The following is a 24,028-nucleotide window of genomic DNA, read 5'->3' as shown; positions in this document are numbered from 1 at the left end:
CGTCTATGGCAGTGATAGCGCCAAGGACCCCCGATACCAATCATGCTGGAATCCTGAAAGGACATCCGATCCATGCCCGCCCCACCCCCGCACCGCAGCCGGTTCCTCACCGCCCGGTGGCCGGCAGCCTGCCGGCCGCGTCACGCCGCGCCGACTGCCCGGCTCCACCAACATGTTGGGTCGCCGATGAACGTCTCAGCCGCCCCGCAATGGCGGCCAGACCCTCTCCTGAGCATCGACGACGTCGCCGCCTGGCTGGGCAAGCCCAAGAACACCCTCTACGCCTGGCACAGCCGAGGCAAGGGACCCCGCGCCATCCGCGTCGGCAACACCCTGCGCTACCGGCGCAGCGAAGTCGAACGCTGGCTCGACGACCACACCGATGCGGAGCGCTGACCCCATGGCCCGACCTGAACTGCCCATCGGCACCTGGGGCAAGATCCGCGCTCAGAAGCTGGGGCCTAATCGGTTCCGCGCCCGAGCGCGGTTTCGCGACTACGACGGCAAGACCCGCGACATCGAGGCCACCGGCACCACCGGTCCGGCCGCGGAACGGGCGCTGAAGGTCAAGCTACGTGACCGCACCACCCCCAACGACGACGAGATCACCCGGGAGACCCGCGTCAGCAGACTCGCCGAGTTGTGGATCGAAGAGATCACCACCGAGGAGCGGATCGCAGCACAGACCATCCAGCGATATGAGACCAGCACTCGCAACGCGATCCTGCCCGCCCTGGGGAACCTCCGAATCAGAGAAGCCAGCGTCGGGCGCCTGGATCGGTTCCTGCGCGACATCGCCAAAGACCGTCCCTCGGCAGCCAAGGGCGCGAAAGTTGTCCTGAGTCAGATGTTCGCCCTGGCCGTTCGCCACGGCGCGATCCCCACCAACCCCGTACGCGACACCGGCCGGCTCCGTAAACCCCGCCGCATGGTCGTCGCCCTCACCGACGAGAATCTCCAGGCCGTCCGCACGGCTATCCGTGACTGGCAGCGACCGATCCCCGGCAAGCCCGGACCACGGCACAGCGGCGACCTGGCGGACGTCGTCGACCTGATGCTCGCCACCGGCGCCCGCATCGGCGAGATCCTTGCTCTGCGATGGGAGGACCTCGACCTCGCCGCCGAACGCCCCACCCTGACGATCTGCGGCACGCTCGTCTTCGTCAAAGGCCAGGGCTTCTTCCGCCAACCCTGGACCAAGAGCGACGCCGGCTGGCGAATGGTCGTGCTGCCCCGGTTCGCCGTCGGCATGATCATGGCCCGCAAGCTCGTCGCCGCCGACAACCCCCACGACGCGATCTTCGCCTCCCGACGCGGCACCTGGCTCTCGCCCAACAACGTCCGCCGCCAGTGGCGTGAGGCTCGCTCCGACACCGACCTCGCCTGGGTCACCCCTCACACCTTCCGCAAGACCGTCGCCACCCTCATCAAGGAAGAGACCGACACGAAAAGCGCCGCAGCACAGCTGGGACACTCCAGCGAGGAGGTCACCGCCACGTACTACATCGCCAAGCCCGCCCAAGCCCCGGACGTCTCGGACATCCTCGAGCGACTCGGTGCAGACCGCGGGCGACGTCCCACACACGCATTGCCCAACGATGCGCAGGGATGACGAACCTGGTCGCCGACTCCGGTAAATGGGGGGTTTTCGGGGGGCGGTTCAAAACCCCATAGACAAACTTAAAGCCCTGACCAGCGTTTCCGCTGGTCAGGGCTTCTTCTCTGTCGGGACGGCCGGATTCGAACCGACGACCCCTTGACCCCCAGTCAAGTGCGCTACCAAGCTGCGCCACGTCCCGCCCCCGCGTGGTTTCCCCCGCGGCAGCCGGTACAGCTTAGCGCAGCAGCTCCGAGTCGTCCGCACAGGCCCCACCGGCACCGCGATGTAGCCGAACCACCCCGTGAAGAGCTACCGCACAACCCCTAGAGCGTCCTAGGAGGGTGGGGTTGGGTAGGGAAATGCCGGATGGGCGGGGCGCCCATCCGGCATTTGGCAGAACTGAACCGGGTCAGCCGTGCGCCTTGCCTCGGCCGCCGGGGCCGAGCTTCTTGCGCGGGCGGACCGAGATCTCGATCGGGCTGCCCTCGTACCCGAATTCCTCGCGGAGCTTGCGCTCGACGAAGCGCTGGTAGCCGGCGTCGAGCGGGCCGGTGGTGAAGAGCACGAACCGTGGCGGTGCCACACCGGCCTGCGTCGCGAACAGGATCCGCGGCGCCCGCCCACCACGCACCGGGTGCGGGGTGGCCTGCACCAGCGCGGTCAGCCACTGGTTGAGGTGCGCGGTCGGCACCCGGGTTTCCCAGCTGGCCAGCGCCTTGTTCAGGGCCGGGGCCAGCTTGTCCACGGCACGGCCGGTCATCGCCGACAGGTTCAGCCGGATCGCCCAGGGGATGCGGCGCAGCTCCCGGTCGATTTCCTTGTCCAGGTAGTACCGACGGTCGGCGTCGACGAGGTCCCACTTGTTGAACGCGATGACCAGCGCCCGGCCCGACTCGGTCACCATCGACAGGATCCGCTGGTCCTGCTCGCTGATCGGCTCGCTGGAGTCCAGCAGCACCACTGCCACCTCGGCGGCCTCGATCGCGCCGGCGGTGCGCAGGCTGGCGTAGTACTCGGTGCCGCTGGCCTTGCCGACCCGCTTGCGCAGGCCGGCCGTGTCGACCAGCTGCCAGGTCTGACCGCCGATCTCGACCAGGCTGTCCACCGGGTCCACAGTGGTGCCCGCCACCGAGTCGACGACCGCCCGCTCTTCCCCGGAGAACCGGTTGAGCAGGCTGGACTTGCCGACGTTCGGCCGCCCGACCAGCGCCACCCGGCGCGGTCCACGCGGACGGTTCTCCACGATCGCCGGTGCCTCCGGCAGCGCGGCGAGGATGGCGTCCAGCAGGTCGCCGGAGCCTCGTCCGTGCAGCGCGGACACCGGGAACGGCTCACCGAGACCGAGCGACCACAGCGAGGTGGCCTCCATCTCGATGGAGTTGTTGTCGGCCTTGTTGGCCACCAGGATCACCGGCTTGGCGCTGCGCCGCAGCATCTTCACCGCTGCCTCGTCGACGTCGGTGGAGCCCACCATCGCGTCGACAACGAAGAGCACCACGTCGGCGGTGACGACCGCCGTCTCGGCCTGCGCCGCGATGGCCGCGGCCCGGTCCTTGGCGTCCGGTTCCCAACCGCCGGTGTCCACCACTGTGAACGCCCGGCCGTTCCACTGCGCGTCGTACGGCACCCGGTCACGGGTCACGCCGGGGACGTCCTCGACGACCGCCTGCCGGCGGCCGATGATCCGGTTGACAAGCGTCGACTTGCCCACGTTGGGGCGGCCGACCACGGCCACCACCGGCTGCGGGCCGCTCGGTTCCTCGAGGGCGACCTCGGGCTCACGCAGCTCGACCCACCCGCCGCCATCGCTACTCATGCCGCTCCTCCGCTTCGCTCCGGACCGTCATGAGACACAACAGCACGGCTCATCGCCACGCCCCGCTCGGTGAGCAGGTCGCGCATCCGCGCCACGACCTCGTCGATGCCCAGCTCGGTGGTGTCCAGCACCACCGCGTCGGGCGCCTGGGCCAGCGGGTTGACCTTGCGGGTCGAGTCGAGACGGTCCCGCCGGGCCAGATCGGCGGCAGTGGCCGCCACGTCGGCGGCGTCCTCGGCGCTGCGCCGGGCGGCACGGGCCGCCTCGGAGGCGGTCAGGAAGACCTTCAGGTCGGCGTCCGGCGCCACGACAGAGCCGATGTCACGACCCTCGACCACCATCCGACCAGCGTTGGCGATCATCTCGCGCTGCCTGGTGACGAGCAGCTCACGGACAGCCGGCACGGCGGCGACGGCGGAAACCGCGCCGGTCACCTCGGTGCCGCGGATGTCCGCGTCCACGCCCACACCGTCGACTGTCACGGCGTACCCCTGCGGGTGGGTGCCGATGCGCAGGTTGACCTCGCCGGCGACCTTTGCCACCGACGCGGCGTCGGTGAGATCCACGCCGGAGCGCAGCACGGCCCACGTGATCGCCCGGTACATCGCCCCGGTGTCCAGGTAGCGCGCACCGATGCTCGCGGCGAGCCGCCGCGACACGGTGGACTTACCCGAACCGGACGGCCCGTCCACAGCGACCACACATCGCCCGGCCCGTACGTTTTCCTCCACCGTGTCCTCCTCAGCCCGTACCTCACGGATCGCCCGGTGAGCTGGCGCCGCAAGCGGTTGTCAATCGTCATCAATCATGCCCGGGTCCATTGGCGGACCCGCGCGCGACGCCGCCGGAGGCGACCCACGCCACCCGGCGGCCGCGTCCCGGCCATCGGTGGAGCCTACCGGCTGCCGTACCCCGAACTCGGGGGTCAGTCACCCACCGCGTTGAACAGGGCGGCGACCTCGGCGTTCGTCAACCGCCGGATCCGTCCGGTCCGCAGTTCACCCAGCCGGATAGGACCGATCGAGGTACGCACCAGCCGGGTGACCGGGTGTCCGACCTCCTCCATCAGCCGTCGGACGATGTGCTTGCGGCCCTCGTGCAGGCTCAGCTCCACCTGGGCGCTTTTACCCAGAGTGTCCACCACCTTGAACGAGTCGACCTTCACCGGCCCGTCCTCCAGCTCGACGCCGGCGAGCAGCCGCTTGCTCAGGTTGCGCGGGATCGGCCCGACCACCTCGGCGAGATAGGTCTTCAGCACCTCGTACGAGGGGTGCATGAGCTTGTGCGCGAGGGTGCCGTCGTTGGTGAGCAGCAGCAGGCCCTCACTGTCCGCGTCGAGCCGCCCCACGTGGTAGACCCGCTGCTCCACCCGGTTGCCGATGAACTCGGCCAGCTCGTTGCGCCCCTTGTCGTCCGCCATGGAGGTAACCACTCCGCGCGGCTTGTTCATCGCCACGTAGACCAGGCGAATGTCGACCTGGAGGCGCTCCCCGTCCACGTGGATCACGGAGGTGGCCGGGTCGACCTTGTCGCCGAGCTTGGCGACCCGCCCGTCCACGGTAACCCGGCGCCGGAAGATCAGATCCTCGCAGGCACGCCGGGAGCCCACGCCGGCGGCGGCGAGCACCTTCTGCAGGCGCTCAGCCCCCTCGTAGACGGGCGCGTCGGGTTTGGGGGAACGGTTATCGGGTCGCATCAGCAAGCTCTTCTACGTCGTCGGGCAGGAAGGGTGCGAGGGGCGGCAGCTCGTCGACGGTGTTCAGCCCGAGCTTCTCCAGGAACAACGTGGTGGTCCGGTAGAGGAACGCCCCACTGTCCGTTTCGGTGCCGCACTCCTCGATGAGGCCACGGGTGACCAGCGTACGGATGACCCCGTCGCAGTTCACACCCCGGATGGCTGAGATTCGCGAACGGGTCACCGGCTGCTTGTACGCAACCACGGCGAGCGTCTCCAGCGCCGCCTGGGTCAGCCGCACGGACTGCCCGTCCAACACGAACCGCTCAACGTACGTAGCGTATTCCGGCCGGGTGTACAGCCGCCACCCGCCGGCCGCCCGGCGCAGCTCGAACCCGTGCCCGGCCGCTGTGTAACCGGCGGCGATCTCGTCGAGCATCGGCCCGACCCGCTCGGCGGGCTGCTCCAGCACCTGGGCCAGCACCAGCTCGCTGACCGGCTCGTCGACGACCAGCAGAATCGCCTCCAACGCGCCGCGCAGCTCCGGGTCGGACAGCTCGGGCGCGGGCTCCGGCGCGGCGGTCGCCCGCCGCCGCCCCGTCAGCTGCCGCCGGGGTACGCCCCCAGCGCCGCCCGGCTCCCCCACCGTGCCGTCCGTCACCGCACCGAGGTCCGGTCCCGTAGGGCCCACCTCGTCCGCGGCCGCCTCAACGCGATCTGGCTCACCCGGGCCCGCCTCGTCCGAGGCCACCTCAAGGGGATCGGGCCCACCCGCGGTCACCTCGACCGGGTCTGGCCCACCCGGGCCTGCGTCGTCTGGGCCCGGCCCATCCGGGTCAACCTGCGCAGAACCCGACGAGACCATGTCCGGCTCGGCGGAATCGGCGGCGGCGTCGATTTCCGGTCGGCGCGCCGCCGCTTCGGGCAGTGCCTCGGCCGCCGCGGCCCGATCGGTGGTCGGCTCGGCCAGCTCCTCGGTGTCGGGTGCTGCGGCTGAGTCGTCCGGCTCCGTGGGGGTGTCGGCGGCGGCGGGCGGGCGGGGGCGGTCCCACGGGGGGACCCAGGCGGCGGCCTGATCGGCCAGCGAGTCCCGACGTTGCTCGTCACTCATCCCGCGCACCCTCCGTCATTCCCGTCCCGTCCGGCCCGCCGGCCTCCTCCGTCGGCACAAGGTCTGCCCCCGCCGGCACGGGGTCAGCCCCCACCAGCTCAGGCCCATTCCCCGCAGGTTCTGCCACCGCCGGCTCAGGCCCAGCCCTCGCCGGCTCAGGCTCAGGCGACTCCGGGTCGGCCGGTGTGCCGGCGTACTCGTCGACGTGCAGCTCGGTGTCGCCGTCGACCGGGCCGGTCCAGCGCACTGTCAGCTCCTCCAGGGCCTGCTCCTGCACGAACGACACCAGGCCCTCCCGGTACAGCTCCAGCAGCGCCAGGAACCGGGCCACCACCTCCAGGGTGGCCTCGCAGTCGGCGCAGAGCAGCGAGAACGTGGCGGTGCCGGCCCGGCGCAGCCGGGCGGCGAGAATCGCCGCGTGTTCCCGGACACTGACCCGGACCATGTGCACGTGGGCGATGGAGACCTCCGGCACCGGCTTCGGGGTCATCGCCTTCACGGCCAGTTTCAGCAGCCGCTGGGGGCCGATGCCGAGCACCAGGTCGGGCAGCGCCTCGGCGTAGCGGGCCTCCAGGCTGACGGCGCGCGGATAGCGTCGGCCGCCCACGGCCTCCAGCTCCGCGATGTGCGCCGCCGCCTCCTTGTACGCCTTGTACTGCAACAGCCGGGCGAAGAGCAGGTCCCGTGCCTCCAGCAGCGCGAGGTCGGCCTCGTCCTCCACCTCGGCGGCGGGCAACAGCCGGGCCGCCTTCAGATCGAGCAGGGTCGCGGCGATCAGCAGGAACTCGCTGGCCTCGTCCAGGTCCCAGTTGTCGCCCATCGCCCTGATGTAGGCGATGAACTCGTCGGTGACCGTGTGCAGGGCCACCTCGGTGACGTCGAGTTTGTGCTTGCCGATCAGTTGCAGCAGCAGATCGAACGGGCCGGTGAAGTTGGCCAGCCGGACCGTGAAACCGCTGGCGACCGGGTCGGCGGGCGGCACACCGTCGACCACTGCCGCGTCGGCGGTCTCTGGTGGGTCGAGGGGTGGCGCGGTCACCGGACGACCGTAGTCCACGAGTCGGGCACCGGGCGTTCCGGCTACCGCTCCGACTGGGCGGCGATCACCTCGCGGGCCAGCTGACGGTAGTTACGTGCCCCGGAGGAGGCCGGATCCATCGTCGTGATGGGGGCACCGGCCACGGTGGACTCGGGGAACTTCACCGTCTTGGTGATGACCGTCTGGTAGACCTTGTCGCCGAACGCCTCCACGACCCGCTGGAGGACCTGGCGGCAGTGGGTGGTGCGGCTGTCGTACATGGTGGCGAGGATGCCTTCGAGCTCCAGGTCGAAGTTGAGGCGCTCGCGCACCTTGTCGATGGTGTCCAGCAGCAGTGCCACACCGCGCAGGCTGAAGAACTCGCACTCCAGCGGGATGAGCACGCCGTGCGCGACGGTCAAAGCGTTGATCGCCAGCAGGCCGAGTGACGGCTGGCAGTCGATCAGGATGTAGTCGTACTCCTTGCGGACCGTGCGCAGGACCCGGGCCAGGGCCATCTCCCGGGCGACCTCGTTGACGAGCTGGATCTCGGCGGCGGAGAGGTCGATGTTGGCCGGCAGCAGGTGCAGGCCCGCCACGTCGGTCTTGATGAGAACGTCCTCGGCGATCACGTCGTCCTGCATGAGCAGGTTGTAGACGGACAGGTCGAGGTTGTGCGGGTTGACGCCCAGGCCCACCGAGAGCGCGCCCTGCGGGTCGAAGTCGACCAGCAGCACCTTGCGACCGTACTCGGCGAGCGCCGCGCCCAGGTTGATGGTGGTGGTGGTCTTGCCGACGCCACCCTTCTGGTTGGCCATCGCGATGATGCGCGCGGGGCCGTGCCGGTCGGTGGGCATCGGCTCGGGAATGGGCTTGCGCATCGTGTAGGCAGCCGGGTCCGCAGGACCCAGGTCCGCGCCGAGCGTGGCCTGCTGCTCGCGGAGCTCCGACGTCCAGGTCTCGGCACGGTCACCGTTGCCAGCCATGTGCTCGTTGCCCCCTCCCGACGACCCACCCGGCGTCGGAGCCGTCCGACGTCCTTCGCGGCGCCGCTGCGCACCCCGGTCGTGTCGCTCCAGGAGGTCCGCGCCGATGCCGACTGTACGCCACCGACCAGCAGGGGGTTCGGCACCGGCCCGGCGTGTCGGCGTCGACAGCGACCGGTTCAGCCCTGGGCGCGGGGGTGGGCGGTCGCGTACACCTCGCGCAACCGCTCCACCGTGACCAACGTGTAGACCTGGGTGGTGGTCACCGACGCGTGACCGAGCAGCTCCTGGACCACCCGAACGTCGGCGCCGCCGTCGAGCAGATGGGTGGCGTAGGAATGGCGCAGTGTGTGCGGGGAGACCGCGGCGGGCCCGTCGACGGGCAGCCCGGCCCGGTCGGCGGCGCGGCGCAGGATGCCCCAGGCGCCCTGGCGGGACAGCGCGCCGCCGCGGGCGTTGAGGAACACCGCCGGGGTGCCCCGGCCGGCGGCGGCCAGCCCGGGACGGGCCCGGACCAGGTAGGCGCGGACGGCGTCGACGGCGTACCCACCGATCGGCACCAGCCGCACCCGGCCGCCCTTGCCGCGCAGCAGCACAGCGCCGTCGTCGGTGTCGAGGTCGTCCACCGCGGCGCCGACAGCCTCGGAGATGCGCGCGCCGGTGCCGTACAGGAACTCCAGCAGTGCCCGGTCGCGCAGCGCGAGGGGCGCCTCGTCGCCGGTCGCGGTGATCGGGCCGGTGGTCTCCAACAGCCGGACCACGTCGTCGACAGGTAGCGCCCTGGGCAGCCGGCGGGGCGGCGTGGGCGGGCGAACGTCGCGGCTCGGATCGGCGCCGGCCAGGCCCTCGCGCAACGCGAAGCGGTGCAGGCCCCGTACCGCGCTGGCCGCGCGGGCGGCGGAGGAGACCGCCAGCGGTGGGTGCGCGTCGTCGCCCGCGCGTAGCCGCGCCAGGTGCGACTCGACGAGGCCGGCGCCGACCGACGCGAGGTCGGTGACGCCGGCATCGGCCAGGGTGGCGAGATAGCGGTCCAGATCCCGGCGGTACGAGGAGAGCGTGTTGGCGGAGAGGCCACGCTCGACGGTCAGGTGGTCGAGGTAACCGCGAACGGCACGGCGCAGCGCCGGCGTGGGTGCTGTGCCCACGCCGGCGGAGTCCGTGCCGCTGGTCAGCCCGCCACCGCTCAGGCCAGCGCGTCGGCCAGCGGGAGCACGTCCATGCCGTGCGACTCGGCGACCGGGCCGTAGGTGACCTGCCCGGCGTGGGTGTTGAGGCCCAACGCCAGCGCCGGGTCGTTGCGCAGCGCCTCGCGCCAGCCCTGGTTGGCCAGCTCCAGGGCGTACGGCAGGGTGACGTTGGTCAGCGCGTAGGTGCTGGTGTTCGGCACCGCGCCAGGCATGTTCGCGACGCAGTAGAAGATCGACTCGTGCACCTTGTAGACCGGGTCGGCGTGGGTGGTGGGGCGCGAATCCTCGAAGCAGCCGCCCTGGTCGATGGCGATGTCGACGAGCACGCTGCCCGGCTTCATCCGGGAGACCAGCTCGTTCGAGATCAGCGTCGGGGCCTTCGCGCCGGGCACCAGCACCGCGCCGATGACCAGGTCGGCGTCGAGCACGGCACGCTCGACCTCGTACGCGTTGGAGGCGACGGTCTGCAGGTGGCCCCGGTAGATCGCGTCGGCCTGCCGCAGCCGGGCGACGTTCTTGTCCAGCAGCAGCACCTCGGACTGCAGACCCAGCGCGATCGCGGCGGCGTTCATGCCGGAGACGCCGGCGCCGATGACCACGGTCTTGGCCGCGTACACGCCGGAGACGCCGCCGGGCAGCACACCGCGCCCACCGCCGGTACGCATCATGTAGAAGGCGCCCACCTGCGGGGCGAGCCGGCCGGCCACCTCGGACATCGGGGCGAGCAGCGGCAGCGACCGGTCGGGCAGCTCGACGGTCTCGTACGCGATGCCGGTGACCCGGCGGTCGATCAGCGCGTCGGTGCACTCCTTGGAGGCGGCCAGGTGCAGGTAGGTGAAGAGCACCTGCCCCTCGCGCATCCGGTGGTACTCCTCGGCGATCGGCTCCTTGACCTTGAGCACCAGCTCGGCGGTCTCCCACACCTCGTCGGCGGTGGCGAGGATCTTCGCGCCGGCGGCGGCGAACTCCTCGTCGGTGATGCTGGAGCCAACCCCGGCGCCGGACTCGACGAAGACCTGGTGGCCGCTGCGGGTGAACTCGTTGACACCCGCTGGCGTGATCGCCACGCGGTACTCGTGGTTCTTGACCTCGCGTGGGATTCCGACCTTCACGATGCAGACACCTCTCTTCGGGGCTGCTCTCCCCCGACTGCTCGGTGCCACGACGGCCCCTTTGCCATCGCGGTACACCGGTCCTGCGGCGGCAGTCTAGGCGCGCCCGGTGCCGCCGCGAGCCAGCACAGTGGCACCCGGTGCCCGGGTGTCCTGACGAAGTGTCAGGGCGGCGCCGAGATTCGGCGGCCGGGCGTCACCTCAGCCAACAGGACAGTGTTTCACCATTATCGTCCCATCTGCCGGGCGGCGGTGCGGACAGCCGGCGAGTGGATCACTAATGTGTCCGCCCATGACCACTCCTCCTTACCAGCCCGGGTACCCCCAGCCGGGGTACCCCCAGGGCGTCTCCGACAAGAGCAAGATCGTCGCGGGCATCCTCGGCATCCTGCTCGGCACCTTCGGTGCCGGTCGGTTCTACACCGGACACACCAAGATCGCCGTTCTCCAGCTCGTCGTGAGCCTGGTGACCTGCGGCGTCGGCGCTCTCTGGGGCGTCGTCGACGGCATCCTCATCCTGGTCAACGGCGGCACGGACGCGCAGGGCCGTCCGCTGCGCGACTCCTAGACCAACCAGCGAGAGGGGCCCCGCGGCTGACCGCGGGGCCCCTCTCGTGCGTACTCCCCCACCGGCTGGACCGGCGGCGACGCTCAGCGCGGCAGCGGCGCGTCCGCCCGGCGCAGAGACGCGAAGCCGGTGTCCCGGGCGCGGGCTGCGGCCAGCAGCCCGGCCACCGCTGACGCGTTGGTGATCTCACCGGCCAGGACCATGGCGACCGCCTCGTCCAGGTCGATCCGGACGACCTGGAGGTCGGCCTCCTCGTCGTGGCGCTCGTGCCGCTCGTCGGCCGGCACGTCGGCGAGGTCGCGGGCCAGGAACACCCGGACGATCTCGTTGGTGAACCCCGGCGAGCTGTGCAGGTCCACCAGCACGTCGACCCGCCCGGCGGTGAGGTCGGCCTCCTCGGCCAACTCCCGCAGCGCGGCCACCGGCAACTCCTCGCCGGAGACGTCCATCAGACCGGCCGGCAGCTCCCACAGGTGCCGCCCCACCGGGTGCCGGTACTGCCGGATCAGCACCACCTGGCCGGCGTCGTCGAGCGCCACCACTGCCACCGCCCCGACGTGCCGGACGAGGTCCCGCAGCCCGGTCCCACCGCCCGGCATGGTCACCTCCTCGGTGACCACGTCGAAGATCCGCCCCCGGTACCGCTCCTGCCGGGAACGCACCTCGTAGCGGTGCTCCAGCTCGCTCACGCCGTCGCCTCGCTGCTTTCGACGACGGCGCGAGGCGCCACGCTGCTGAGCCTGCTGGTTCGCTCGCTGCGCTCGCTCACGAGGCCGACGACGCCTTCGTCGCGGCCCCGTTGCGGGCGGCCTTGCGCGTCGTCGGGGCCTCCGCCGCCGCGTCCAGGTCGACAGGCAGCTGGTCGGCCTGCGAGTACGCCACAGCGGCCTTGACGAACGAGGCGAACAACGGGTGCGGGCGGGTCGGGCGGCTCTTCAACTCGGGGTGGGCCTGGGTGGCCACGAAGAACGGGTGCAGGCTCCGGTCCAGTTCGATGAACTCGACCAGCCGGCCGTCCGGCGAGGTGCCGGAGATGTGCAGGCCCGCCTTGGTCAGCGCGTCCCGGTAGGCGTTGTTCACCTCGTAGCGGTGCCGGTGCCGCTCGCTGATCTCGGTGCTGCCGTACGCCTCGGCGACGATCGAGCCCTCGGTCAACGTCGCCGGGTACGCGCCCAGCCGCATGGTGCCGCCCAGGTCGCCCCGGCCGGCGACGATGTCCTCCTGGTCGGCCATCGTGGCGATGACCGGGTGGGCCGCCTGCTCGTCGAACTCCAACGAGTTGGCGCCGTCCAGGTCGGCCAGGTGCCGGGCCACCTCGATGGTCATGCACTGCAGGCCGAGGCAGAGACCGAGCAGCGGGATGCCGGCCTCGCGGGCGTACCGGGCGGTGCCGATCTTGCCCTCGATGCCGCGGACGCCGAAGCCGCCGGGGATGAGGATGCCGTCCACGCCGGCCAACGCCGCGGCGGCGCCGGCCGGGGTGACGCACTCGTCGCTGGGCACCCACCGCAGCTGCACCCGGGCCCGGTGGCCGAAGCCCGCCGCCCGGATGGCCTCACTCACCGACAGGTACGCGTCGGGCAGGTCGACGTACTTGCCGACCACGGCGACGGTGACGGTGTGCCGGGGGCGGTGCACCCGCTCCAGCAGGTCGTCCCAGCTGGCCCAGTCCACGTCCCGGAAGGACAGGCCGAGCCGGCGCACCACGTACGCGTCGAGCCCCTCCCGGTGCAGCACCTTCGGGATGTCGTAGATGCTCGGGGCGTCCGGGGCGGCGACGACCGCCTCGGCGTCCACGTCGCAGTAGAGCGACAGCTTCTCCTTGAGCTTCACCGGGATCTCCCGGTCGCAGCGGAGCACTATCGCGTCCGGCTGGATACCGATGTTGCGCAGCTGCGCCACCGAGTGCTGCGTCGGCTTGGTCTTCAGCTCACCCGAGGGCGCCAGGTACGGCACCAACGAGACGTGCAGGTAGAAGCAGTTGTCGCGGCCCAGGTCGTGGCGGACCTGACGGATCGCCTCCAAAAATGGCAGCGACTCGATGTCGCCGACGGTGCCACCGACCTCGGTGATCACCACGTCGGGAAGTTGGCCGTCCTCGTCCGGGTCGGCCATCGCCAGGATCCGCGACTTGATCTCGTTGGTGATGTGCGGGATGACCTGGACGGTGTCGCCCAGGTACTCGCCGCGCCGCTCCTTGGCGATCACGTCGGAGTAGATCTGGCCGGTGGTGACGTTCGCCTTGCCGGACAGCGCCCGGTCGAGGAAGCGCTCGTAGTGCCCGACGTCGAGGTCGGTCTCGGCGCCGTCCTCGGTGACGAAGACCTCACCGTGCTGGAACGGGTTCATCGTCCCCGGGTCGACGTTCAGGTAGGGGTCGAGCTTCTGCATCACCACGCGCAGCCCGCGCGCGGTCAGCAGGTTGCCGAGGCTGGAGGCGGTGAGGCCCTTACCCAGCGAGGAGGCGACGCCCCCGGTGACGAAAATGTGCCTGGTCGTCCGTGCTGATGGGGCCAAGGCCTGCTCCCGTGTCGTCTGTCGCGGTCATGCAGACCGCCGTGCTTGATCAGCAAAGTGATCACGCGATCCACGGGATTCGACGGTAACACCTCCCGGCCGGGTACCCGCAGGCCGCACCCCGGCTGCGACACCTCCGGGCCATCTTGGCGAGGCCCGACGCTCAGGACGCGGCAACCTCCGTCGATGACCGGGAGACCTGCCGGGGCGGCCCGGGCACCGTCGGCGCGGCGTCCGGCGTCGAGAGGCTCGCGGTCGGCTCGTCCGGTTCGTCGGCGTCCCCGTGACGCTCGCCCGGACTGTCCGAAGCCGGTTGGGCGAGGGTCGCCGGGGCGCTCGGAGACGGACCGGCGATCGGACGGGGGTGCACGGCACCCAGTGGCCCACCGCCACCGGTCGGACCGTCGCCCCCACCGACCGGGCCGACCCCGCCGGACCCCGAGTCGTCGTCGGCGCCGTTGGCGCGGGGGCGGCCCGCTACCGGGCGGGTGCGGTCCGCGGCGTGCCCGAGCACCCGCAGCGACGCCAGGGCGGCCATCGGCACCACCAGGGCGGCGGCAGCGCCCATCACGTCCAGGGCCGCGCCGTCGAGCACACCACCGAGTATCGCGGCGACCACGGTGCCGGCCAGCGCGGCCCGGACCGCGGGGTAGATGCCGAACAGCCGCATCAGCCCACCCCACGGCTGCAACAGGGCGAACCACACCAGCAACCCGCCGACCAGCGCCAGCACCGTCAGCGGGCTGTTGACCAACGTCTCGAAATTCTCGGTGCTGGACCGGTGCACAGCGAACCCGCCGGTGCCGTCACCGAGCGCGGAGAGGAACCGGCCCAGGCTGCCTCGCTCCGCCGGAGGACGCCGCAGGTCCACCACCGCGAACCCGATACCGACCGCCAGCGCGGCCATGGTGGCCCAGGCCAGCCGGCTGATCGTCAACCAGCCACCGGCGCTGATCACGGCGGCGACGCTCACCCCGGCGGTGAGCGCGATCGCGCCGACCGGGTCGGCGCCCAGGTACGGGCTGCCGACCACCACCACGGCGAGGCCACCCACCGCCACCATCACCGCCGGCCGCCAGCCCCGGTGCACCCGTTGGGCGAACCAGCCACCGGTGACCAGCGCACCGGCGAGGAACACTCCCAACCCCACAGTGCTCAGCCCGGCGTACCGGCCGCCCTGCAACGCGGAGTAGCCGACCACGCTGTTGAGCTGGAGGCGGGCCCCGGTGAGCACGTCCAGCCCGACCACGAGCGTGCTGAGGCCGGCCACCGCTCCGAGCGGCCCGAGGGTGTTCGCGTACCCGGGGGCGAACCGCACCGCCGCGGTGCCGGCGGCCACCAGCAGCGCTGTCACCCCGGCGAAGATCCACCCCGGGTGCTCGCCGCGCCACCAGGGCACCGCGTCGGCCAGCAGCGCCGCCGGCACGGTCAACGCCACGGCGACCAGCAGCAGCTCCATCACCGCCACGATCCGCCCGGAGACGGGCGTCGGGCCGGCCGGGCCGGCGTGCGGACGGGCCCGGCGCAGCAGCGGCAGGATCGCGATCGCCAGCAGCACCTGCACCCCGGCGAGCAACGCGAAGAACGCCCCGGAGACGGAACGCTGGGCGGCCGCCTCCCGGTCGGCGTTCGCCGGCGCGTTGACGGCCTCGGCCAGGTCGGCGGGACGGCCGCCGGTGCTGATCGCCGGACGGCCGAGGAAGAGCCGCTCCGGCATGGGCCGGCCCAACGCGGCGAGGGCGGTCGGCGCGAGGTCGACGAGTTGCAGGTACCCGTCCCGGCCGGTGCTGGCCGAGGTGAGCCACCCCCGCTCCCAGCCCGGCCCGTCGGCGACCGCCACGTGCAGCCGGGCCGGCTGGGTGGTGTCGGAGATCCCCGCGACCAGCACCAACGACCGTGGAGGTCGCGCCGCCAGCACCCGGGCCAGCTCGGCGTCCGCCGCGCGGGCCTCCTCGGCGCGGGTGGCCGGGTCGGCCCCCTTGACAGTGCCGAGGTCGACGATGCTCAGCACACACGAGCCGAGCAGCGACCGCGGGTCGGCCGGCAACCCCGAGGCGTACCGGTCGACGCGGCCGAACGGTCGGGCGGCGGCCACCGCCGCGCCCGGGCCCACGGCCACGGAGCACCGCACCGACTCGGACAGCGAGCCGGGCAGGGCTCCCCAGGGCAGCCGCTGCTGGTTGTACTGGACCACGCTCTCCTGGTCGGGCAGGTTCGCGCCGATGCCGTCCGGTTGTTCCACAGTCACCGCCGCCGACGGGCAACCGTCGACCGACCGGCTGCCGTTCCACGCGGCGAAGCTGCCCGCGCCCAGGGTCAGCCAGCCGTCCACCGGGCAGGTGGGCCGGTGCGCGGACCGCACCGACAGCGAGCCGATCGAGCCGTCCTGGGCCATCCGCCACAGCGTCGGGGTGCTCTGCGGATCCACGTCCTCCCAGCGCAGCCCGGCGATCCCGGCGAGCACCACGAAGTCGGCGGTGCGTTGCGGGGTGCCCCGGGGTGGGCGGGCGGCGAGAGCTGTGACGCCCAGCGCCACCACGAGCACTGTCAACAGGGCGGGGGCGATTCGGCGCAGCATCACCGGTGTCCCGTTCTCGGGGCGTCGGAGCCCGGGGCGGCCGCCGGACCACCGGGATTCCCGGCCAGCTCGGCGTAGAGGGCGGCAAGCGTGGCGACGGTGTCCGCCTCGGTCGGCCACGTCGCCGCCCGTTCGGCGCCACGCCGGCCCAACTCCGCCCGAGCCGCCGGATCGTCCAGCAACGCGCGGACGGCCACGTCGACAGCGTCCACGTCACCAGCGGGGACAAGCGTCGCGGCGTCGCCGACCAGGTCCGGGAGCCCGCCGACAGCGGTGGCCACCAGCGGCACACCGGCGCGCAGCGCCTCCTGGGCGAAGAGTTGTCGCGCCTCCCAGTCGCTGGTCACCACGGCCAGGTCGGCGCCGGCGAGCAGGTCGGCCACGTCGGTGCGGTGCCCCAGCAGGGTCACCGGGGCGCGGGCGGCGGAGGTCCGGGCGGCCAGCGGCAGATACGCCGGCCCGCTGCCCGCGATCACCACGACCGGCGGCGGGGTACGCGTACGCCAGCGGGCCGCCGCGTCGATCAGCACGTCGTAGCGCTTCTGTGGGTGCAACCGACCAACCGAGACGATCAACGGCTGGTCCGGGCGGACGCCGAACTCGGCGCGTACCGCCGCCGGGCGTCGACGCGGCGCGGGCAGCGTCGGCGCGGCGACCGGGGCGAGCCGGGCGTCGGCGGCACCCACCTCGGCGGCCCGTCGCACCAGGTCCGCGGAGGCGCCGAGCGCCACCCGGACGCCCCGGGCGACCACCCGTTCGACGAGCCGGGACACACCGCCCCGCAGTCCCCCCGCGAGCACCGCGTTGTGCCAGGTGACGATCAACGGGGCGGCCGGACGGGCCAGCACCGCGACCAACCCGGCCCGCAGGCCGTGCGCGTGCACCACGTCGACGTGAGCGGCAGCGAGCACCCGGCGTAGCGCGAGCACCGCCCGCGCGTCGGCCGGAGTCGGGCTGGCCGGGATCTCCACCGGCGCGAACCGCGCACCGACACCGGTGAAGTCGAACTGCTCCTGAGTGGCGGCGGGCCCGCAGACCAGGACGGTGGTGCCGCCCGCGACGAGGCCACGGGCCACCGAACGGACGTGCTGGCCGACGCCGCCGGTGCTGGACGCGAGCACCAACGCGACGGTGCCCGACCAGCCGGCAGGCAGAGCTGGCTCAGTCATCGCGTCGCCGTCTCCTTCCCGTCGCCCCGCTCCGCGGAGCCCGCGCCCGGTGTCGGCGCACCGCCGGACGGCCTCCGCCGGCCCAGACGCCGCAGCACCCCGGCGAGCAGTGGCTGTACGTCCCGCCGGTCGACGAACCAGACCACGGCGAGGAACACAACCCCAACCAGAACCCCGGACAGCATGCCCTGACCGAACGCCGCCGCCGTCGTCGGGGTGCCGCCGTCCGACTGGTCGAGCCAACGGCTGAGGCCCAGCCCGGCGAGCCCGGCGAGCACACCGGCGAGGCCACCGGCCGCTGCGGCCCGTGCCGCCCCGGCGAGGGCGGGACGGCCGGCGCTGCGCAGCACCGCCAGGAGCAGCAGGGCGCCGAGCACCAACATCCCCACCGAGTTCGCGGACGTCACAGCGAGCACCCGGTCCCGCAGTGGCAGCACCGCGCCGAGCAGCAGGACGACGGCCGGCACCACCAGGAAGCCGACCGCCGTGGCCAGCGTCGCCGCCCGGGTCTCGCCCCTGGCGTAGAGCGCCCGGGTGAGCACCGCGAAGAGGCCGTAGCCGACCAGGCCGGGGGCGTACCCGATGATCGCGGCGGCGGCGGTCGACGCGGTGTCCGACGGGAAGAAGAAGTGCCCGACCGGGCCTGCGGTCCCGATCAACGCGGCCGTGCCGAGGCAACTGAACAGGAGCACACCGCGGACTGCCGGTGCCAGAGTCGTGCGGTAGGTCTGCTCGTCCCCGGCGGCCCGCGCCGCCGCCAGGGTCGGGTAGGCGGCGATGGCCAGCGGCACCGCCAGCACCGCCCACGGCAACAGGTAGACGGTCTGCGCCAGGTTGTAGACACCCGGGTTGCTCCGCGCACCGGCGGTGACCTGGTTCAGGCTGACGATCAGAGCGATCTGCTGGGTGGTGACGGTGACCGCGCCGGCCACCGCCAACCCGCCGACCCGGGCCCGCGCGTCGGTGGGGAACCCGAACCCGGGCCGCAGCCCGAGGCGCAACCGGCGGACCGGAATCAGCAACGACAGCGACAGCACCACCACGCCGAGGGTGGTGCCGCCGGAGAGCAGCAGCTCACCGCCGGGGCTCACCCCGCCGACAGTGGCGTAGCGGCCCTGCGTGACGGTGAACCCCAGGTACACGACGATGACGGTGAGGCTGGACAGCAACGGGGCGAGCACCGGCCAGGCGAAACGGCGGTGTGCCTGGAGCACCCCGGTGAGCACGATGCCGACCCCGTACAGCGGCAGTTGCGGCGCGAAGACCCGCAGCATCCGCACGCCGCTCTGCTGCTGGGCGGCGGTCAGGTGGTGGCCCAGCGACTCGACCACCGGGCCGGCGAGCAGCACCACGAGCAGCGCCAGCGGGACCAGCAGGGCCAGCGTCCAGGTCAGCAGCGCACCGGTGGTCCGGGCCACTGCCGTCCGGTCGCCGGCCGCGACAGCGCCGGCGAGCAGCGGCACGACGAGGCTGGCCAGCGCTCCCCCGGCGACGATCTCGAAGATGAAGTTCGGCACCGCGTTGGCCACCACGTAGGTGCCACCGAGGTCGGTGGGCGCCAAGCTCCAGGTGAACACGGCGGTGCGACCGAAGCCGGCGAGTCGGCTGGCCACGGTGAGGACGGCGATGAGCGCGGCTGCCCCGGCCAGCCGGCCGGCGCCGGCGAGGGGTGCCGGTCTGTTCACGTCAGTCGGCGCGTCGGCCCAGTGCGTCGAGTTCGCGTAGCCCCGGGGTCCGCTGGATCACCGCGGTGAAGCTGACCTTCTCGCTGGCGGCGGTGAGCCCGGCCAGGACGGCGAGCAGACCGGCCCGGCCGAGTGGGCCGGTACGGGCGGCGAGCGCGACGCCGAGGACCGCCCCGAGCGCGTTCGCGCCACTGTCGCCGAGCATCACGTCCTCGGCCAGGTCGTCGCGGAGCAGGCCGGCGGCGGCGCCGGCCGCGCCCGCGGCGATCCCGCCCTGCGGGCCGCCGGTCAGCGGCGCGGCGAGCAGCAGCCCGGACTTGAGGGCGCGGCCCGGCCGCAGGTCGAGCAGGTTGAGCAGGTTGGCCGTGCCGGCGATCACGCCGGCGCCGAGCAGCACGTCGACACCCCGGCCGAACGCACCGTGCCGCTGCCGGCGCGGGTGCGCGGCGACCCGGGGGTCGGCGGCGAGCAGCGCGGCGGCGCCCAGCCCGGCGGCGCCCACCCCGACGACCTTGACCAGACCGGCGGTGACCCGCCCCTCGCGCAGCGCGGCGAGGTGCCCGGCGAAGCCCTTGGCAGTCTTCTGCTCCGGCCGCGCGCCGACCACGTCGTCGTACAGGCCGACGCCCCCCGCGCCAAGACCGGCGACCACTGCGGCCCCACCGGCGGCACCGCCGGTGGCACCGAACGCGCCGGCGGCGGCAGCGCCGACGGCGAGCGCCGGCCCGGCGGCCAGGCTCACCGTGCGGCCACGGAAGTTGGTGCGCTCCAGCGCGGGTCCGGCCGGCGAGCTGCGCGCCTCACGCAACGCGTAGCGGGCCGCCGCGGCGCCCGCGCCGGCGATCAACAGGCGGCCCAGGGTGCTCACGCCGTCACCTCGCTGGCTCGGTCACGCGCCACCTGGTCGGATCCGGACACGGGGGTACGTCGTTCGCTCACTGGGGCAGTCTAGGCAGCAGCGACGCGGCGTTGTCGCCGACGCCGTACTGCCCGGCCTTCTTCTCGGTGAGTTGCTGCACCAGGGCGAGGGTGGTGACCACCTGGCCCTGCACGGTGTTGGCGTTGTCGACCGTGGAGATGGTCTGGGCGAGCACCGGGTCGCCGCGCACCACGCCGACCAGGTTGCCGCCGACGGAACCATTGCCGGCCACCACGATCGCCCCGGTGCGGTCGAACTGCTCGGCGATCTTGACCACCGACTCGTCCCGCTTGTCGGAGTCCTTGTCGACGTACGGCTGACCGCTGACCACGACGACCGCCTCGGCCGAGGCGGTGACCTTGTTGCTGTCGGTGGTCAGGTAGCCGGCGTTGTTGTAGGCGGCGAGCACCGCCCGGCGGTCGGCGTCACTGACCGGCGCGACGCCCTGGGCCCGGTCCAGCAGGACGCTGGCCAGCAGCGCACTGGAGGTCTCCACGCCGTGCCCGTTGCCCGGCAGGCCGGTGGTCTGCGCGGTCGGGCGGGCGGCGGTGACGGCCAACTCCAGCAGGTTGGAGTTGTTGTCCGGGTTGATGAACTTGTCCTGGAGGTCGACCTGGCCGGTGATTGTCGCCCCGGCCTGCTGGAGCTTCTTGAGCACGCTCTCGGTGTGGTCGCGCCCGTTGGGCAGGCTGACAACCACGACCCGACGCGCGGTGAGGGTGCCGGGAAGGAGGATCTGGGAGGTCTCCTCGGCGAACTCCTCTTCCAGCGCGAGTTGCTTCTCCATGTTGCTGACCGTCTGACGCCACTGCTGGTTGTCCTTGCGTAGCCCGGTGACCTGCTCCTTGAGCGAGTCGGCGACCGGGCCGTTGAGGGCGGCTGTGCCGACCACCAGGCCGATCGCCAGAGCCAGGAAGACCGCGGTGAGGGACACCACGTGGTAGCGGAAGTTGATCACGCTTGCAGCCTCTTGATCGGTCGGGAACTAGAAGAGCCGGTACAGCTGGAACACGAAATTGTCCCACCACTCGGCGACCACGCCCAGGTACGCCTTTCCGACTGTCGACACGGCCACCGCGGACGCCATCGCCGCGATCGCCGACAGCACCAGCAGCAGCAGCGACGAGCCGGAGATGCTCTGCCGGTAGAGCCGGCTCACCCCCTTGGCGTCGACAAGCTTGCCACCGACCTTCAGCCGGGTCAGGAACGTCGAGGCCATCCCGCCGCGACCCTTGTCGAGAAACTCGACGAGGGTGGCGTGGGTGCCGACCGCCACCAGCAGCGAGGCGCCCTTCTCGTCGGCGAGCAGCATGGCCAGGTCCTCGCTGGTCGCCGCGGCCGGGAAGGTGATCGCCGGCACACCGAGGCCGTTGACCCGGGGCAGGCCGGGCGCGCGCCCGTCCGGGTACGCGTGCACGATCACCTCGGCGCCGCAGCGCAGCACGTCGTCGGTGACCGAATCCATGTCCCCGATGATCATGTCGGGGGTGTAGCCGGCCTCGACCAGGGCGTCCGCGCCGCCGTCGACGCCGATCAGCACCGGCTTGAACTCCCGGATGTACGGGCGCAGCACGTCCAGGTCGGCCTTGTAGTCGTAGCCGCGCACCACGATCAGGCAGTGCCGACCCTGCATCTGGGTCTCGATGTCCGGCACCCCGACACCGTCGAGCAGCAGGTCACGTTCCTGACGCAGGTAGTCCATCGTGTTGGCGGCGAACGCCTCCAACTGCACCGACAGACCCTCCCGGGCGTCCGCCATCGCCTTGCCGACCGACTCGGCGTCCTGAAGGCTGCCGTGGGCCACCGGCTCGTCACCGGCGAAGACCGTGTTGCCCTCGATGCGCACCTGGTCGCCCTCGCGGATGCGCTCGAAGACGCCCTCCCCCAGGTCGTCGAGGAGCGGAATGCCGGCGGCGATCAACACCTCCGGGCCGAGGTTCGGGTAACGGCCGGAGACCGAGGGCTTGGCGTTGAGCACCGCCGCGACCCCGACGGCGACGAGCGAGTCGGCCGCCACCCGGTCCAGGTCGACGTGGTCGATGACCGCGATGTCACCGGGGCGCAGCCGACCGACCAGGCGTTTCGTCCGGCGATCAAGGCGCGCGGTGCCGAGGACTCTGCCCGGTTCGGAGTTCCGGTTCCGGCGCAACGTGGGTAGACGCATCGTGACCATCCTGGCATGTGAGGCAGGCTTTTCTGTCGCGACATGCCTGAGCAGGGCCGCCTACCCAGGGAAGCACACACCGGCACAAGCCGGTGTGCTTGCGCTCACAATACGCGGCGTCACAACCGCCTTTCCTTGGCGGCCACTGCCAGAAGCTCCTCGGCGTGGGCGATACCCAGATCTGAATCGGGCAAACCCGCCAGCATGCGCGCCAACTCCCGGGCCCGCTCGGTGTCCTCCACCACCCGCACCCCGCTGGTCGTCACCGCGCCGCCGGTGTCCTTCGCCACCACCAGGTGCCGGTCGGCGAAGGCGGCCACCTGCGGCAGGTGCGTGACCACCAGCACCTGGTGGCTGCGGGCCAGCCGGGCCAACCGGCGGCCGATCTCCACCGCCGCCTGCCCGCCGACCCCCGCGTCGACCTCGTCGAAGACCAACGTGGGCGGGCCGCCGGAGCCGGCGAACACGACCTCGATGGCGAGCATCACCCGGGACAGCTCACCGCCGGAGGCGCCGCGCTGCAACGGCAGCGACGGCGCGCCCGGGTGGGCCAGCAACCGCAGCTCCACCTCGTCACCGCCGTCCGAGGTGACACCCACCTCGACGCCGTTCACCGCAAGCGTCGGCTCGGCACGCCCGGCCGGACGGGGCAGCACCGCCACCTCGATCCGCGCGTGCGGCATGGCCAGCCCGGCCAGCTCGACGGTGACCTGGTCGGCGAAGCGGACCGCCGCCTCCTGCCGGGAGGCGGACACCCGCCCGGCCAGGTCGGCCACCTCGACGGCGAGCCGCTGGCCCTCCCGCTCCAACTCGTCGAGCACGTCGTCGGACATGTCCAGGTCGGACAATCGGGTGCGCGCCCGATCGGCCCAGGCGATCACCCCGTCGACGTCGTCGGCGTACTTGCGGGTCAACCCGCGCAGCGCCGCCCGCCGCTCATAGACGTGCTGCAACCGGGCCGGGTCCGCGTCCAGCGCCGCCAGGTACGCCGACAGCTCCGCGGACACGTCGGTGACCAGCGTGGCCGCCTCCTCCAGGCGGGCCGCCAACTCACCGAGGGCGGGATCGGTGCCGGACTGCGCCTCCAGGGTCCGCCGGGCGGTGCCGAGCAGCGCCGCCGCGTCCGGGGTCTCCTCGGCGGCCTCCGCGCCACCGGCCACGCACTGCTGGGCGATCTGCGCGGCCGTCCGCAGGCCCTCGGCGTGCTCCAGCCGCTGCGCCTCGGTCTTCAGCTCGTCGTCCTCACCGGGCAGCGGATCGACCCGGGTGATCTCGTCGAGGCCCAACCGCAGCAGGTCGGCCTCCTGGTTGCGCTCGCGGGCGTTGCGTCGGCGGTCGGCCAGGTCGTCGACGACCCGACGCCACCCCGTGTACGCCTCGCGCAGCGCGTCGAGCAGCTTCTCGTGCGCGGGGCCGGCGAACCGATCCAGTGCGGCCCGCTGTTCGGCCGGGCGCAGCAGCCGCAGCTGGTCGGACTGGCCGTGCACGGCGACCGCCTGCTCGCCGACCTCACCGAGCATCGACACCGGCATGCTCCGGCCGCCGACGTGGGCGCGTGAGCGCCCCTCCACCGTCACCGTGCGGCTCAGCAGCACCGAGCCGTCCTCGTCGGGTTCGCCGCCGGCCTCGACGATCCGCGCGTGCACGGCGTCGGCGACCCGCCCGTGCAGCCGCAGCCGCCCCTCCACCACGGCGCGGCCGGGTTGGGCGCGGACCCGCCCGGCGTCGGCCCGGCCGCCGAAGAGCAGGCCGAGGCCGGTGACCACCATCGTCTTGCCCGCACCGGTCTCGCCGGTGATGACGTTCATGCCGCCGGTCAACGGCAGCGTGGTGTCTTCGATGACGCCCAGTCCGGTGATGCGCAGCTCTTCCAGCACAGCCACCGACAGTAGACGCGAGGCCCGACACTTGACCAGCCGACGG

General features: G+C 72.4%; 20 protein-coding genes and 1 tRNA gene. 3 read left to right on the top strand and 18 right to left on the bottom strand.

All coding sequences use genetic code 11. The features are described from left to right. The first annotated feature begins 186 nt into the window (after window positions 1-186). Entirely contained in the window at window positions 187-396 is a 210-nt protein-coding gene (locus AB0B98_RS31070) for a helix-turn-helix domain-containing protein (protein ID WP_357367198.1), read from the top strand. A 4-nt stretch (window positions 397-400) separates the two neighbouring features. Beyond that, entirely contained in the window at window positions 401-1,612 is a 1,212-nt protein-coding gene (locus AB0B98_RS31065; RefSeq protein WP_357367197.1) for a tyrosine-type recombinase/integrase, read from the top strand. A gap of 113 nt (window positions 1,613-1,725) precedes the next feature. Here AB0B98_RS31065 and AB0B98_RS31060 read toward each other — a convergent pair. From AB0B98_RS31060 to ald, 9 genes are all read right to left on the bottom strand, one after another. Continuing rightward, window positions 1,726-1,799: transfer RNA gene (locus AB0B98_RS31060), tRNA-Pro, on the bottom strand. Window positions 1,800-2,009: 210 nt separating this feature from the next. Beyond that, window positions 2,010-3,416, bottom strand: coding sequence for a ribosome biogenesis GTPase Der (gene der / locus AB0B98_RS31055; RefSeq protein ID WP_357274859.1), 1,407 nt, complete (start codon window positions 3,414-3,416; stop codon window positions 2,010-2,012). Next, a complete protein-coding gene (gene cmk / locus AB0B98_RS31050) occupies window positions 3,413-4,147 on the bottom strand; it encodes a (d)CMP kinase (protein ID WP_357367195.1) in 735 nt (244 codons plus the stop codon). Before cmk ends, der begins: the two co-directional genes overlap by 4 nt. A gap of 194 nt (window positions 4,148-4,341) precedes the next feature. Beyond that, window positions 4,342-5,112, bottom strand: coding sequence for a pseudouridine synthase (locus AB0B98_RS31045; protein ID WP_238659881.1), 771 nt, complete (start codon window positions 5,110-5,112; stop codon window positions 4,342-4,344). Then, on the bottom strand, window positions 5,099-6,202 hold the full coding sequence (scpB, locus tag AB0B98_RS31040; RefSeq protein ID WP_357367193.1) for an SMC-Scp complex subunit ScpB: 1,104 nt from the start codon (window positions 6,200-6,202) through the stop codon (window positions 5,099-5,101). The genes AB0B98_RS31045 and scpB overlap by 14 nt, the downstream gene beginning before the upstream one ends. Continuing rightward, window positions 6,195-7,241 (bottom strand): segregation/condensation protein A, encoded by a 1,047-nt coding sequence (locus AB0B98_RS31035; protein ID WP_357367191.1) that lies wholly within the window; start codon window positions 7,239-7,241, stop codon window positions 6,195-6,197. Before AB0B98_RS31035 ends, scpB begins: the two co-directional genes overlap by 8 nt. A 41-nt stretch (window positions 7,242-7,282) precedes the next feature. Then, window positions 7,283-8,206: an AAA family ATPase gene (locus tag AB0B98_RS31030; protein ID WP_124862901.1), complete on the bottom strand. Its 924-nt coding sequence runs from the start codon at window positions 8,204-8,206 to the stop codon at window positions 7,283-7,285. A gap of 179 nt (window positions 8,207-8,385) precedes the next feature. Further along, window positions 8,386-9,351 carry a site-specific tyrosine recombinase XerD gene (locus AB0B98_RS31025; RefSeq protein ID WP_357367189.1) on the bottom strand — a complete coding sequence of 322 codons (966 nt, stop codon included), beginning with the start codon at window positions 9,349-9,351 and terminating at the stop codon, window positions 8,386-8,388. A 38-nt stretch (window positions 9,352-9,389) separates the two neighbouring features. After that, window positions 9,390-10,505, bottom strand: coding sequence for an alanine dehydrogenase (gene ald, locus AB0B98_RS31020; protein WP_238670846.1), 1,116 nt, complete (start codon window positions 10,503-10,505; stop codon window positions 9,390-9,392). A gap of 226 nt (window positions 10,506-10,731) precedes the next feature. On the opposite strand from ald, the gene AB0B98_RS31015 reads away from it, so the two are divergent. After that, window positions 10,732-11,073 carry a TM2 domain-containing protein gene (locus AB0B98_RS31015; RefSeq protein WP_091407251.1) on the top strand — a complete coding sequence of 114 codons (342 nt, stop codon included), beginning with the start codon at window positions 10,732-10,734 and terminating at the stop codon, window positions 11,071-11,073. An 83-nt stretch (window positions 11,074-11,156) separates the two neighbouring features. On the opposite strand, the gene AB0B98_RS31010 is transcribed toward AB0B98_RS31015, so the two are convergent. From AB0B98_RS31010 to recN, 9 genes are all read right to left on the bottom strand, one after another. Then, complete coding sequence (locus AB0B98_RS31010; RefSeq protein WP_357367187.1) at window positions 11,157-11,762, bottom strand: NUDIX hydrolase; 606 nt, start codon at window positions 11,760-11,762, stop codon at window positions 11,157-11,159. A 76-nt stretch (window positions 11,763-11,838) separates the two neighbouring features. Next, on the bottom strand, window positions 11,839-13,590 hold the full coding sequence (locus AB0B98_RS31005; protein ID WP_112697923.1) for a CTP synthase: 1,752 nt from the start codon (window positions 13,588-13,590) through the stop codon (window positions 11,839-11,841). Between the two features lie 163 nt (window positions 13,591-13,753). Then, window positions 13,754-16,168, bottom strand: a complete 2,415-nt coding sequence (locus tag AB0B98_RS31000; RefSeq protein WP_357367185.1) for a hypothetical protein — start codon at window positions 16,166-16,168, stop codon at window positions 13,754-13,756. Next, entirely contained in the window at window positions 16,168-17,337 is a 1,170-nt protein-coding gene (locus tag AB0B98_RS30995; RefSeq protein WP_357367183.1) for a glycosyltransferase family 4 protein, read from the bottom strand. The genes AB0B98_RS31000 and AB0B98_RS30995 overlap by 1 nt, the downstream gene beginning before the upstream one ends. Then, window positions 17,334-19,022, bottom strand: a complete 1,689-nt coding sequence (locus tag AB0B98_RS30990; RefSeq protein WP_357367181.1) for a lipid II flippase MurJ — start codon at window positions 19,020-19,022, stop codon at window positions 17,334-17,336. The genes AB0B98_RS30995 and AB0B98_RS30990 overlap by 4 nt, the downstream gene beginning before the upstream one ends. A gap of 1 nt (window position 19,023) precedes the next feature. Next, window positions 19,024-19,890, bottom strand: a complete 867-nt coding sequence (locus AB0B98_RS30985) for a hypothetical protein (protein WP_357367180.1) — start codon at window positions 19,888-19,890, stop codon at window positions 19,024-19,026. Window positions 19,891-19,957: 67 nt separating this feature from the next. Continuing rightward, window positions 19,958-20,899, bottom strand: coding sequence for a copper transporter (locus AB0B98_RS30980; protein ID WP_238670852.1), 942 nt, complete (start codon window positions 20,897-20,899; stop codon window positions 19,958-19,960). Window positions 20,900-20,926: 27 nt separating this feature from the next. Beyond that, on the bottom strand, window positions 20,927-22,105 hold the full coding sequence (steA, locus tag AB0B98_RS30975) for a putative cytokinetic ring protein SteA (protein ID WP_091407271.1): 1,179 nt from the start codon (window positions 22,103-22,105) through the stop codon (window positions 20,927-20,929). 119 nt (window positions 22,106-22,224) lie between these two features. Then, window positions 22,225-23,982 carry a DNA repair protein RecN gene (gene recN / locus AB0B98_RS30970; protein ID WP_357367219.1) on the bottom strand — a complete coding sequence of 586 codons (1,758 nt, stop codon included), beginning with the start codon at window positions 23,980-23,982 and terminating at the stop codon, window positions 22,225-22,227. Window positions 23,983-24,028: the final 46 nt, after the last annotated feature.

Source organism: Micromonospora sp. NPDC048947 (genome assembly GCF_040649495.1).
In the GTDB taxonomy this organism is placed as follows: domain Bacteria; phylum Actinomycetota; class Actinomycetes; order Mycobacteriales; family Micromonosporaceae; genus Micromonospora; species Micromonospora alfalfae.
Note: the sequence above shows the minus strand (reverse complement) of the source record. Positions and strands in the feature narration are given on the sequence as shown.